Origin of the sequence: Priestia sp. SIMBA_032 (genome assembly GCF_046535215.1) — a bacterium.
GTDB lineage: Bacteria > Bacillota > Bacilli > Bacillales > Bacillaceae_H > Priestia > Priestia aryabhattai.
This window is the reverse complement of the sequence record NZ_JAWRXD010000003.1, coordinates 216666-229000: the sequence shown is the minus strand read 5'-3', so window position 1 is coordinate 229000 and position 12335 is coordinate 216666. Positions and strand designations below refer to the sequence as shown.

The window sequence follows — 12335 nt, the reverse complement described above, 5'->3', positions numbered from 1 at the left end:
AAATGAGCAAAACAGCAGTGAATGTAAAAAGTGATGTGCAAGCCGTATTAAACGAATTAAAAAGCAAGCAAATTCGTAATGTGTTTTTCGTCGCATGTGGAGGATCTTCTGCGATCATGTATCCAGCTAAGTATGTACTAGATCGAGAAGCTCAACATATTACATCCGATTTGTATAGCTCGAACGAATTTATCCACCGCAATCCGCAGCAGCTGGGAAAAGACTCCTTAGTTATTTTATGTTCCATGTCAGGAACAACTCCTGAGACTACAGAAGCAGCTAAGTTCGCTAAAAGCAAAGGCGCTTATGCTGTAGCCTTAACAAATGAACCTACTTCACCTTTAGCACACAGCGCAGATATTTTTATTAAGTATGAGTGGGGCAATGACATCGATGCTTTTGAAACAAACTTAGGCGTTTTATATCAGCTTGTATTTGGTCTTTTATACGTAGCAGAAAAAAATGATAAATTTGCAAAGTTAGTTACTAGCTTAGAAAATCTACAGTCTGTTTATGAAAAAGCTCTAGAATACGAAGCGAGCAACGCGAGAAAATTTGCTGAATCACATAAGTCTGAACCGGTTATTTATACAATGGCCAGCGGTTCGAACTATGGAGCAGCCTATTCATTCAGCATCTGTATCTTGATGGAAATGCAGTGGATTCATTCTCACGCTATTCACGCCGGAGAGTATTTCCACGGTCCATTTGAAATTATTGATGAAAATGTACCATTTATCATCCTAGCTGGACTAGATGAAACAAGACCTTTGGAAGAACGTGCTTTATCATTCTCTAAAAGATACGGCAAGAAGTTAACTGTTCTAGATGCAAAAGCATATGACTTTGAAGGAATTGATAAAGACGTGCAAGGGTATATTGCTCCTCTTGTATTAAACCGTGTACTGCGTCAATATGCCGAAGAATTAGCTGAAGCACGCAATCATCCTTTAAGTAAAAGACGCTATATGTGGAAAGTAGAATATTAATAATCACCTAATAAAGATAGAAATCTGTATATTTTCCTTACAAGTTATACTATAATGTTATAAAACATTATAGTATAACTTGAATATGAAAGCACTTACAATAAGGGGGTTTCTATATGAAAAAGACAAATTTAATCTTAGCCTCACTTTTAAGTTGTTCTTTAATGCTCGGGGGGTGTGCTGGAAAACAAACGTCTTCAGACTCAGACACAGGAAAGATAACGTTAACATTCTTTCACAGATGGCCAAAAGAACCTGAAAAAAGCTACTTTGAAGAAGTTGTAAAAGAATTTAAAAAACAGCACCCTGATGTTGATATTAAAACAGAAGCGGTGTTAAACGATTCGTATAAAGACAAAATTAAAGTTATGACAGGCACTAATACCCCTCCTGATGTGTACTTTTCTTGGAGCGATGAGTTTGCTAGACAATTTGTCAGAGGAAACAAAGCCTTAGATTTAACCTCTTATTATAAGAAGGATTCAGCGTGGTCTTCCAAGCTTGTTCAGTCTCAAATTAAACCATATACCGTTAATAAGAAAATTTACGGTGTTCCTGTCACAATGGACGGGAAAATGTTTTTTTACAACAAAGATATCTTCGATAAATTAGGATTAAAAGCACCTACAAACTGGAACGAGCTACTAAATGTTTTAAGCGTGTTAAAAAAGAAGCATTATACAGCTTTAGAATTTGGAAGCCAGGATACGTGGACCATTTCTCACTACGTAGGAACCTTAAATCAGCGCATGGTAAAGCCTGACGTTCTTTTAAAAGACTATAATTCAAAAACTGGGACATTCACGGATAAAGGCTATGTAAAAGCTCTAGAAAAATTAGAAGAATTAGTTCCTTACTTTAATAAAAATACAAATTCGATTGATCATGAATATGCAAGACAACAATTTTCAAATGGAAAAGCAGCTATGTTTTATGCTGAAACCGCTGAAATTAAGCTTTTTGGTCCAACGAAATTTAAGATTGGCATGTTTAATTTTCCTAAATTAGAGGATGGAAAAGGAAATGCTACTAATTTAACTGGATCACCTGAAGGGTTTATGATTTCTTCTAAAACAAAGCATCCAAAAGAAGCGATGGAATTTCTTGAATTTTTAACATCAAAACAAATGGGTGAAAAGCTAGTAAAAGAAGTAGGGAAATACAGTGCAGTAAATGATACAGCTAACAGCAGTAATTCAACACCGGAGCAATTAGAAGCAGTAGATAATATTTTACAAGCCAACGAGATGGCTCCATGGTTTGATATGGCAATCGATGCTCGAATTGCAGATGCTTATTTAACAGGGGCTCAGCTTATGCTAAATGGTGATAAAACACCTAAAGAAGTAATGAAAGATGTGCAAAAAGCTGCAGCGAGTGTTCGTGCTGAATCTAAAAAGTAAGGAAGTGAAAAAGCGATGTTAAAACGCAATAAGCTAACCCCTTATTTATATCTTCTTCCTGCTTTTGCTTTTTTACTACTTGTGTACATCCCTATCTTTCAGAATATTTGGGATAGTCTTTATGAGTGGAGCACATTTTCACCAGACAAAGTTTTTGTAGGAATAGATAATTATGTGCACTTATTTAAAGACCCTGTCTTTTATCAGGCACTCAAAAATAATATTCTTTATGCGGTCATTTCAATTATGTTTCAAGTGGGTGGCGGTCTAATTGTGGCTGCTGTTTTAGAAGATAAACTTATTCGAAGGTTTTCTCCTTTTTTTCGAACGGTTTATTTTTTACCAGTAGTCGTTTCGATGACCGTTATTGCCTTATTGTTTACTTTTTTTTACAATCCTGAAGTAGGGCTTTTAAATCAAATGCTCAAAATGATCGGATTAGACTCATTGGCAAAACCTTGGCTAGGAGATAGTAATACGGCTATTTATGCAGTTATTGCTGTATCTCAGTGGCAGTCTATCGGCTATATTGCCATGCTGTATATTGTAGCGATACAAAAAATCTCACCTGAATTGTATGAAGCAGCTGAAATAGACGGCGCTAATAAATTTAAAATGTTCTTTCATATTACTGTACCGCAAACAAAAGAAATGACATTTGTGGCTGTTATTTTAACGCTCACGGGTGCTTTTACAGTATTTAATGAACCTTATATTTTAACTGGAGGCGGACCGGGTACATCATCTGAAGTGCTAAGTACGTATTTATACAAAACAGCCTTTTCGAAAGATATGATGGGCTATGCTTCCTCAATTGCTACTGTCATTTTAATTATTACGCTGTTGATTTCTCTTGTTCAAATGAAAGCATTTAAAACAGGAAAGGAAGACGCTTGATGCAGATGCCTAAAACAAATGTCACCTTACCTAATGTTGTCAATACAGCCACTAAAGAAAGAAAAAAGAAGAGGTACACAGGTGTAACGATAGTATATGTCGGATTGATTGTCTATTTTATCGTCATTGCGTATCCCTTGCTTTGGATGATTATAAGTTCTTTTAAAAGCACGGAGGAAATCTTTACTCACAGCTGGTCTATGCCGCATACTTGGCTAATTGAAAATTATGTGACAGCGTGGAAAAGTGGAATATCTTCTTACTTTTTAAACAGTGTGATCGTCACGGGCGCCTCTTGTTTTTTGACGGTTCTGGTCAGTGCGTTAGGAGCTTATGGACTATCACGCTTTGAGTTTCAAGGAAAAGCTTTTGTCCTCATTATATGTCTCGGAGGGCTTATGCTTTCTCCTCAGGTAAGTTTAATTCCTTTGTATAGCATTATTCAAAAACTTGGAATCTATAATACACACTTGGCACTGATTCTCCCTTATGTTGCTTATCGAATTCCTTTAACCATCTTGTTAATTCGAGCTTATTTTCTTTCGATTCCAAAAGAACTGGAGGAAGCAGCTCGGTTAGATGGATGTACAAGCTTGGGGATTTTATTTCGAATTTTTATTCCAATGAGCACGCCCATTTTATTAACAACGACAATTTTGACAGCTTACTACACATGGAATGAATTTATGTTTGCCATTATCTTTATCGACGATGACAGTTTACGTACAATCCCAGCAGGATTAATGCAATTTAGAGACGCTTTGCAAACAGATTGGGGGGTATTACTAGCTGGACTGACCATTTCAGCAGCACCGATTGTTATGTTGTTTTTATTTATGCAAAAATATTTTATCCGTGGCATTGCTAACGGAAGTGTTAAATAATAGGAGGACAAGCAGATGAAACTAATTGGAGTAGGGGATAATGTAGTAGATTACTATAAAGATCAAGGAAAGATATATCCAGGCGGCAACGCGCTAAATGTGGCCGTATTTTATAATAGATTGAGCAATCATCAGTCTTCCTATATGGGAATCGTGGGGAATGATGAATCGGCAGAGCATGTAGTAAATACTCTGCAGCAAGAAAAGATGGATATTAGCAGAATAAGAAGAGCTGTAGGAGAGAATGGAATGGCGGTTGTAACACTTGATGAACAAGGTGATCGAGTTTTTGTAGGATCAAATAAAGGGGGCGTTCAATCTAGATTAAAACTAATGCTGAATGAATCGGATTTAACCTATATTCGCCAGCACAATCTTCTTCATACGAGCGTTTTTAGTCATTTAGAATCTGACCTTCCGTTGCTACATAAAATCATTGATATTTCCTTTGATTTTTCTACAAGATACGATGAGGAATATTTACAGCAAGTATGTCCATATATCAGCTATGCATTTTTCTCGGGAAGCAGCCTGCCAGAAGAAGAGTGTATAAATTTAATAAAGCGAGTACACCTGTTAGGAACCAGTGTCGTATGCGTGACAAGAGGAGAAGAGGGAGCTTTATTATCAATCGAAAATCAGTTATTTAAACAGCCTATAATTCCTACAAACGTAGTGGATACGCTTGGGGCTGGAGATTCTTTTATCGCTGGTTTTCTTTCTTCTTATCTACCAGAAAAAAACATAGCCAAAGCCCTCCATAATGGAGCATTAGTGGCATCGCAAACTTGTCAAAATTACGGAGCTTTTGGATATGGAAAAGAATATCATACAGACTGTGCGATGGTTTTAAAGTGAATAAAATAGCGCCTTTGCTTCTAAAGCAAGGCGCTATTTTATTAAGCATTAGAACTGTCTATAGTGAACGTAACGCGATTCGCAGGGTAGTGTAGAAAAGATGAATGAATTGGTCTTTTTTGTGAATCATACGCTACTTTTTCCACTTTAAACAGAGGCTCTCCGACTTCACATTCTAAATGTTTTGCTTCATCCACATTTGCAAATACCATGTTCAATAATTTTTTATTATGAACCGGAGCAATATTGTACTTATTTTTTATAATATCGTACATTGAAACTGAATTATGGACGTGCTGATCTAAATGTGGTAACAATTCTAAGGAGTAGTGAGAAATTTCTAAGGTAAGAGGCTGGTCGTCATAATACAGGATGCGCTGCAGTTCAAGGACTTCACTTTCTGGAGGGATTGATAACATCTTTGCCACAGGAGCTTTTACAGGTTTTATACCAAAAGACAAAATTTTAGTCTGCGGTACTTTCCCTAATTCCGACATATATTCTGTATGCCCATTAACGGCAAACAGCTCTCTCTTAGCTTTTGGATATTGAACAAAGGTTCCTTTTCCTTGCTGACGTATCAGAAGGCCTTCTTCTACTAAATCTAATACGGCTTTTCTTACCGTAATTCGACTTACTCCGTATATATCGCACAAATCCGTTTCAATTGGAAGTTTTTCACCCAGAGTATAAACTCCTTTATTAATATCTTCTGTAATAGCCTGTTTTAACTGCATATATAAAGGCGTAGAGCTATGAGTATTTAGCTTCATCTTTTTCCTCCTCTTTCCTAAAGACTTGCTTTTGAATATAATTATATTATAACGTAATGTGATGTTATATTACAATTTGCTTTTCTTCCTTTTTATCATGTATGTTTGATACAAAGGAAAAAAAGGTTGGCGAATTCAAAGTTCTATAGCATTCACCTTTCTTTTTTATTAATTGAAAACATGGGTAATGTAATGGTTAGACAAGCAATAGAAAATATGCAACAATTTTTACTACCAGCTTCTTCAACATAAGATAAAATACAAAGAAGGTAAGTACTTTATAAAAAGGAGATTCCGCCATGGGTGAAAAAAAGAATATTGATATAGGTGGTCTTAGTTTTGCTTGGGATTTGGAAAAAGGACAATTTAGCTTTGAAGGGGAAGATGCAATCCTTTTTTGGATTTCTTCGGCGATGAAAACATTGTTTGACACCATCGAAGAAATATCTGGAGAAGAGGCAGCTTCTGTAGTACTGGAAACCACTGGTTTCCGACAAGGATTAGTAGTAGGAGAGTACTTTCAAAATATGAAAGGCGTAACGGTTTTTGAAGCGGCTGAGTTAATTACAAATACATACGCTTCGGCTGGATGGGGGAAAACCACTATTAAATATTTAAATCCTGAAAGCAAAACTCTATCTGCTGAATTAAAAGACAGTTGGGAACATAAAATTAACGTGGCGCAAAAGAAAACAAAGGGAGGGAATTTTCTTCCAGCCCATTACGCAGGGATTTTTACAGGACTATTCGGAACAAATATTTGGTACAAGGTGATTCAACATCAAATAGAAGGGCATGAATGCACCACAGTAGAATACTTCCCTTCCAACATTGATATCACTCAAAATATTCATCAATTAGCCAGAAGAAAAGAAGCGCAGAAAATAGAACACTTGGAAAAAACTGTAGCAGAAAAAACAGCAGAGTTAAAAGATCTTATTAAAAAGCTTTCTTCTCCTATTATTCCGGTTTTGGAAGGCATAGTCGTCGTTCCTTTGATTGGCAAATACGACGAGGATCGAACGGAAGATTTGATTGTCAATACATTAAATAACCTCCCAAAACATCAGGCTAATTATCTTGTGCTGGATTTAACCGGATTGGATAAAGAACTTACTGAATATACGGCAAGTCTCATTGAAAAATTAGGTGCAGCAGCGTCCTTGATTGGTACGAAAACAATTTTAGTAGGAATTTCTGCTGACTTAGGTTTAGTTATATCAGAGACTCATATTGATTTATCAAAATATGATTGTTTTCAAACATTGCAGCACGGCATTCATTATGCATTGGCACAAAGCGGACGAAGCATCATTTAAAAGATATATTTGAAATATAACAAAATGCACTTATTCAGCATCATAACAAATCTCTTTATCAAAGAACGGAAATGCATTGAAGGATTTCATTTTTTAAAAGAAGAATTGACACGAAACTAAAAGGTGTTATATTATTTTCATATAAAACCTTTTGGTGTTATTTTTCAAAAAGGAGAATGAAGATAACGATGAATGATAAAAGTGTAGTAGAAGATGTAAAACAGACGATAATATTTAACGCGCCGATTCAAAAAGTTTGGGATAAAGTAGCAACTGCAGAAGGACTCCAACAATGGTTCATGCCTAATGATTTTCAGCCTCAGGTAGGATATGAATTTCACTTGCAATCGCATTTTGGACCATCTCCGTGTAAAGTATTAGAAATAGATGCACCAAACTATCTTTCTTTCTCTTGGGATACGGATGGATGGGTCGTTTCGTTTACCTTAAAAGAAATGGGTAATCAAACTGAATTTACGCTTATTCATAGCGGATGGAAAGAAGCTGAAACACTTCTTGAAAAAGCAAACGAAAAGAGTTCAGTGGTACGAGATAGAATGAGCTACGGGTGGACTAGTCTCATGAATGAAAAACTTCGAAAGGTTGTTGAAAACTAAATGACTTCATCAGCTGTCAAGCATGATATCTTTCAAGCCATTGCTGATCCTACTCGAAGAAAAGTACTTGAGCTGCTTTCTGAAAAAGAATTGCCTATTTCAGAAATAACGTCTCATTTTTCAATAAGCCGTACCGCTATTGTCAAGCATCTTCATATACTTTCAGAAGCAGACTTAGTCCATGGACACAAAAAAGGCAGAGAAAAAGTGTATCATCTTCAGCCAGAGCCTTTGAAAGAAATAAAAGATTGGCTTTCTTACTACGAACAATTTTGGACAAATAAATTATCTATTCTTCAGCATATTGTTGAAAGAGATGAAGAAAGAAATCAATAGAAAAAGCATAAAAACGTTTTTTATAGGGAATGTAAAACAGCCAGTCATTAAAAAGACTGGCTGTTTTACATAAAAGCTGGTTTTATTCTAGAAGGACAAATAAAAGAAAGATGCAGAACAACATAGGGCATTTCTTGAAATAAAAGAAAAAAGGAGGAAACAGAGCAATGAACAAGCTTTTATTTTACGGGACGAGCGATGCTCAAGGGGTGCCTCGATTATTATATGACTGTAAAGTATGCACGGAAAAAGATCCATTAAATCAACGCACAAGACCTAGTGCACAGTTTACACTGGACGGTAACGTGTTTCTGATTGATGTCTCACCTGATTTTAAATATCAATTTCATTTATACAATAACAAAAAAATCCCTTCTACCGTCTTTATTACTCACCCTCACAACGACCATGTTGCTGGTTTAGGAGATTTAGCTGACTTATGCTATTGGAATAATGTAAATACAGAAGTCATAGGAGCGTCTGAAGTCATCAGCGAGTTAACCAAAAGATTTCCTTATCTCGCAAAAAGAAAAGGGTTTACCTTTAAAGGAACGTTAAAATGGGATAGTGGAGAAACAACGATTACGTTTCATAAAATAAATCACGGATTTAACGGTCATTCCTACGGCATTGTGGTTCATCAAAAACAAGGCGAACGCTGGGCGTATGTATCCGATTCTTTTAATGTGACAATAGAGCAGTGGCAGCCCTTTTACCACTTAGATTTACTGATATTTGGTACATCTTTCTGGAAAGAATATCTTCAAAAAGAAAAAAGATCCGTATATGACGTGACAGAGGCAATGGAGGTCAAAGCGAAGCTACAGGCAAAAACCATGGTGTTTACTCATTTATCACATGATATTGATATCCGAAAGCACGCTGAGATGCTCTCAGATAAAAACGTAAGCTTTGCCTATGACGGACGCGAGATTTTTTTACCTTAAGCATAGTGATACATAAACGCATAGAAGGTTTCATTTAAAGAAGCAGCGGAGGTAAAGCGCTGCTTCTTTAAGTTTGTTAATTAGATATGCTCGATAAAATCACTCACAACTTTGTTAAACCTATCGCTTTCTTCAAGAAAAGGGCAGTGGCAGCTGTTTTCAAAAACTTCAAGCACAGAACCTGAAACCAGCTTTTGAATATGTCTTCCAGCCGCTACAGGAATGAGTTTTTCTTCTTTTCCAAAGCACAGTAAAGTAGGAATTGTAATAAACGGGAGAAATTCTCGATAGTCCACAATGGATTGATCAAATAAAATAGCACTGGCTATCGACTCGGGCATTTTCGTTACTTCTTTCATGATCCAATGTTTATTTTCTTCGGTTAACTCATCCTTAAACATAAGCGGAATAAAACTTTCTAATGTACTTGTTCGATCAAGTTGAATACCTTGCATGAGCGAAATAAGCGCAGGTAAATCAAATGCACCGATTGGGAAGTCTGGCCACTTAAAGTCTGAAGCCATTTCATCTACAATAACATTACCTTTTACATTTTCTTCACCAAATTGTTTTAAATATTCCCACACAACAAAAGCACCCATCGACCAGCCTACTAATATGACGTCTTTTAATCGATGAGAGTTTATAAACTCGTGCACATCACGAGCATAAGTAGAAATTGTGTGACCGTATGGAGTATGACTTGAATTTCCATGTCCTCTTAAATCCAAAAGAACAGTCTGATACTGTTTCGAAAAAAAAGAAAGCTGGTTATGAAAAAAACGACTGCTCATCCAAACTCCGTGAATAAAAATAACAGGTGTTCCTTCTCCTTGTTGTTCATAGTATAAAGTTGCACCGTCTTTTAATGTATAAAAAGGCATCATTTTCGCCCCCAATCTCAAAGGTTCATATCTCATCATGTATGCGGGGGAACATTGATGTAGAACGTATCGCGTCAATAAAATTTTTATTGAAGAACAAATCCTAGAAGTGAACGCTTTGATATGTTATACTATTACAGGCTTAAATACTGTATGTTTTTGAAACAATCATTCACTATACTACTTTTTAGATAGAAGCATCCTTATAGAAAGGATGTTGTTTTTGTCGTAATGTACCTTTAAGTAATGAATTGTTACCATCAATTCGGTTCACAATAACCGACCTACATGCATTATATCTTGCAAATATAAACAGATAGGTGGAAGAAGCAACATGACTGAAAGAAAACCATATCAAGTACTACTATATTATTTGTACACTCCAATTGAAAATCCTGAAGAGTTTACAGCTCAGCACTTGGCATTTTGTAACGAGCTTGAATTAAAAGGACGCATTTTAATTGCGGCTGAAGGGATCAATGGAACGGTATCAGGAACAGTTGAACAAACAGATAAATACATGGAAACGATGAAAAATGATCCTCGTTTTGAAGGTATTGTATTTAAAATAGACGAAGCAGATGAACATGCGTTCAAAAAAATGCACGTACGTCATCGCAAAGAATTAGTCACTCTTCGTTTAGAAGAAGACGTGAATCCTCTTCGCGTAACGGGTAATTACTTAAGCCCAAAAGAATTTTATCAAGCGATGCAAGATGAGAATACGGTCGTAATCGATGCACGAAACGATTATGAATACGATCTAGGTCACTTCCGAGGAGCTGTTCGTCCGGATATTCGAAACTTCCGTGAGCTTCCTGAATGGATTCGCGACAACAAAGATCAGTTTGAAGATAAAAAAATCTTAACGTACTGTACAGGCGGTATTCGCTGTGAAAAATTCTCTGGATGGCTTCTTGAAGAAGGTTTTGAGGATGTAAGCCAGCTTCACGGAGGTATCGTAACATACGGAAAAGATCCGGAAGTACAAGGTGAACTATGGGACGGCCAGTGCTATGTATTTGATGAGCGCATCAGCGTACCAGTTAATCAAAAAGAACATGTGATTGTCGGGAAGGATCATTTTACCGGCGAGCCTTGTGAACGCTATGTTAACTGTGCAAACCCAGAATGCAATAAGAAAATCTTAGCTTCTGAAGAAAACGAACACAAATATTTACGCGCTTGCTCGCATGAATGCCGAGTAAGTCCTCGTAACCGCTATGTAAAAGAACATGGTTTAACAGAAGAAGAGTTTGCAGCACGTGTTAAAGAGCTTGAAAAAGAACACGTAACTTTATAATAAAAAAACAGCACGCTATACACAGCGTGCTGTTTTTTTATGAAAAGATTCTCTCAGAACCTAGTGTTTAGAGAAGATCATATAACGGGTAGTTATAAAAAAAGGGAAGATATTCCTGTTTTTTTATTTAGTTAAAGAAGTATTTTTTTTAAAAGCGATTATAAAAAACAGTTGTACATAAAAACGACAAAGGAGCTTGAAAATGGAAGCGAAAATTGAAAAAAAGTACGATGGACGTTTGCTTGAAGGACCCCTATGGGATGAAGAAAATCAAAAATTAGTACTAGTAGACATCTTAGATAAAAAGCTTCTGACGTACGATCCAAAAACGACAACCTTAGAGGATATTGCTCTTCCTTCAGTCGTTACAAGCGTTTCTAAAACCAATCATTCAAAATTGATTGTCTCCACCCGTAATCAGCTGCTTTTAGTTGATAAAAACAAAAAGAACCATGAAGAGTATATCCGTTTAGATACTCTGGAACAAACCATGCGTTTTAATGATGGAAAATGTGATCCGTATAATCGCTTTTGGATCGGCACGATGAGTGAAGAAGATGAAGAAGGAAAAGCCCAGCTGTACGTAGTAGATGAAAAAGGTGTAATTAAGAGCGCTAAAGAAGGATTAAGCGTGTCAAACGGGCTAGCTTGGAATCGAACAGGAGACAAATTCTTTCTGGTTGATTCACCGAAAAATAAAATTATGTCTTATTCATTTTCTAAAGAAACAACAAGGCTCGAAGATGAAAAAGTGGTGATTGACCTTTCAGATATGGATGGGTTTCCTGATGGAATGACAATTGATGAACACGACCGATTATGGGTAGCGCTTTGGGGAGGTTCGAAAGTCATTTGTGTAGATCCAGATAAAGGAGAAATTATAGAATCTATTCATCTTCCTGTTTCCAATGTAACCTGCTGTACATTTGGAGGAGATGATTTAGAAACATTATTTATCACCACAGCTAAGGAAGAAGAAAAATACGAAGAAGCCGCCGGCTCTCTTTTTTCATGCCGAGTAGGAGTAAAAGGCGTGCCTGCTTATACTTACGTGTATTAGAGAAGCGCGTATCTAATGTCGCCATGCTTAAAGTCTGTTAACGATAGATAGTAAATGCAGCTTCT

General features: G+C 36.4%; 13 protein-coding genes. 11 read left to right on the top strand and 2 right to left on the bottom strand.

All coding sequences use genetic code 11. The annotated features are described in order from the left end of the window. Nucleotides 1-2 precede the first annotated feature (2 nt). From SB717_RS11330 to SB717_RS11310, 5 genes are all read left to right on the top strand, one after another. Complete coding sequence (locus SB717_RS11330) at nt 3-989, top strand: SIS domain-containing protein (protein ID WP_075419883.1); 987 nt, start codon at nt 3-5, stop codon at nt 987-989. Between the two features lie 116 nt (nt 990-1105). Continuing rightward, entirely contained in the window at nt 1106-2392 is a 1287-nt protein-coding gene (locus SB717_RS11325) for an ABC transporter substrate-binding protein (RefSeq protein WP_410903739.1), read from the top strand. A gap of 15 nt (nt 2393-2407) precedes the next feature. Beyond that, nucleotides 2408-3289, top strand: coding sequence for a carbohydrate ABC transporter permease (locus tag SB717_RS11320; RefSeq protein WP_182007051.1), 882 nt, complete (start codon nt 2408-2410; stop codon nt 3287-3289). Continuing rightward, nucleotides 3289-4173, top strand: a complete 885-nt coding sequence (locus SB717_RS11315; protein WP_016764158.1) for a carbohydrate ABC transporter permease — start codon at nt 3289-3291, stop codon at nt 4171-4173. Before SB717_RS11320 ends, SB717_RS11315 begins: the two co-directional genes overlap by 1 nt. A gap of 15 nt (nt 4174-4188) precedes the next feature. Next, a complete protein-coding gene (locus tag SB717_RS11310) occupies nt 4189-5031 on the top strand; it encodes a fructoselysine 6-kinase (protein ID WP_410903738.1) in 843 nt (280 codons plus the stop codon). 41 nt (nt 5032-5072) lie between these two features. On the opposite strand, the gene SB717_RS11305 is transcribed toward SB717_RS11310, so the two are convergent. Continuing rightward, nucleotides 5073-5804: a GntR family transcriptional regulator gene (locus SB717_RS11305; RefSeq protein WP_074681229.1), complete on the bottom strand. Its 732-nt coding sequence runs from the start codon at nt 5802-5804 to the stop codon at nt 5073-5075. A 299-nt stretch (nt 5805-6103) separates the two neighbouring features. Between SB717_RS11305 and SB717_RS11300 the strand changes: the two genes are divergently transcribed. The 4 genes from SB717_RS11300 to SB717_RS11285 all read left to right on the top strand — a co-directional run bounded on the left by SB717_RS11300 (nt 6104) and on the right by SB717_RS11285 (nt 9023). Next, nucleotides 6104-7123 carry an STAS domain-containing protein gene (locus tag SB717_RS11300; RefSeq protein WP_200507946.1) on the top strand — a complete coding sequence of 340 codons (1020 nt, stop codon included), beginning with the start codon at nt 6104-6106 and terminating at the stop codon, nt 7121-7123. A 188-nt stretch (nt 7124-7311) separates the two neighbouring features. Next, nucleotides 7312-7740, top strand: coding sequence for an SRPBCC family protein (locus SB717_RS11295; RefSeq protein ID WP_074681225.1), 429 nt, complete (start codon nt 7312-7314; stop codon nt 7738-7740). Next, nucleotides 7741-8076: an ArsR/SmtB family transcription factor gene (locus SB717_RS11290; RefSeq protein ID WP_410903737.1), complete on the top strand. Its 336-nt coding sequence runs from the start codon at nt 7741-7743 to the stop codon at nt 8074-8076. 167 nt (nt 8077-8243) lie between these two features. After that, entirely contained in the window at nt 8244-9023 is a 780-nt protein-coding gene (locus SB717_RS11285) for an MBL fold metallo-hydrolase (RefSeq protein ID WP_410903736.1), read from the top strand. An 80-nt stretch (nt 9024-9103) separates the two neighbouring features. On the opposite strand, the gene SB717_RS11280 is transcribed toward SB717_RS11285, so the two are convergent. After that, nucleotides 9104-9907, bottom strand: a complete 804-nt coding sequence (locus SB717_RS11280; RefSeq protein WP_410903972.1) for an alpha/beta fold hydrolase — start codon at nt 9905-9907, stop codon at nt 9104-9106. Nucleotides 9908-10241: 334 nt separating this feature from the next. On the opposite strand from SB717_RS11280, the gene trhO reads away from it, so the two are divergent. Together trhO and SB717_RS11270 are read left to right on the top strand one after the other, a co-directional pair. Beyond that, a complete protein-coding gene (trhO, locus tag SB717_RS11275; RefSeq protein ID WP_025751870.1) occupies nt 10242-11210 on the top strand; it encodes an oxygen-dependent tRNA uridine(34) hydroxylase TrhO in 969 nt (322 codons plus the stop codon). A gap of 202 nt (nt 11211-11412) precedes the next feature. Next, a complete protein-coding gene (locus SB717_RS11270; RefSeq protein WP_410903735.1) occupies nt 11413-12270 on the top strand; it encodes an SMP-30/gluconolactonase/LRE family protein in 858 nt (285 codons plus the stop codon). Nucleotides 12271-12335 lie beyond the last annotated feature (65 nt).

Excerpts from the sequence above, each read along its gene's own strand:
- SB717_RS11305 (WP_074681229.1), bottom strand. The coding sequence starts at position 5,804 with ATGAAGCTAAATACTCATAGCTCTACGCCTTTATATATGCAGTTAAAA.
- SB717_RS11280 (WP_410903972.1), bottom strand. The coding sequence starts at position 9,907 with ATGCCTTTTTATACATTAAAAGACGGTGCAACTTTATACTATGAACAA.
- SB717_RS11310 (WP_410903738.1), top strand. The coding sequence starts at position 4,189 with ATGAAACTAATTGGAGTAGGGGATAATGTAGTAGATTACTATAAAGAT.
- SB717_RS11325 (WP_410903739.1), top strand. The coding sequence starts at position 1,106 with ATGAAAAAGACAAATTTAATCTTAGCCTCACTTTTAAGTTGTTCTTTA.
- SB717_RS11290 (WP_410903737.1), top strand. The coding sequence starts at position 7,741 with ATGACTTCATCAGCTGTCAAGCATGATATCTTTCAAGCCATTGCTGAT.
- SB717_RS11315 (WP_016764158.1), top strand. The coding sequence starts at position 3,289 with ATGCAGATGCCTAAAACAAATGTCACCTTACCTAATGTTGTCAATACA.
- SB717_RS11295 (WP_074681225.1), top strand. The coding sequence starts at position 7,312 with ATGAATGATAAAAGTGTAGTAGAAGATGTAAAACAGACGATAATATTT.
- SB717_RS11330 (WP_075419883.1), top strand. The coding sequence starts at position 3 with ATGAGCAAAACAGCAGTGAATGTAAAAAGTGATGTGCAAGCCGTATTA.
- trhO (WP_025751870.1), top strand. The coding sequence starts at position 10,242 with ATGACTGAAAGAAAACCATATCAAGTACTACTATATTATTTGTACACT.
- SB717_RS11300 (WP_200507946.1), top strand. The coding sequence starts at position 6,104 with ATGGGTGAAAAAAAGAATATTGATATAGGTGGTCTTAGTTTTGCTTGG.
- SB717_RS11285 (WP_410903736.1), top strand. The coding sequence starts at position 8,244 with ATGAACAAGCTTTTATTTTACGGGACGAGCGATGCTCAAGGGGTGCCT.
- SB717_RS11320 (WP_182007051.1), top strand. The coding sequence starts at position 2,408 with ATGTTAAAACGCAATAAGCTAACCCCTTATTTATATCTTCTTCCTGCT.
- SB717_RS11270 (WP_410903735.1), top strand. The coding sequence starts at position 11,413 with ATGGAAGCGAAAATTGAAAAAAAGTACGATGGACGTTTGCTTGAAGGA.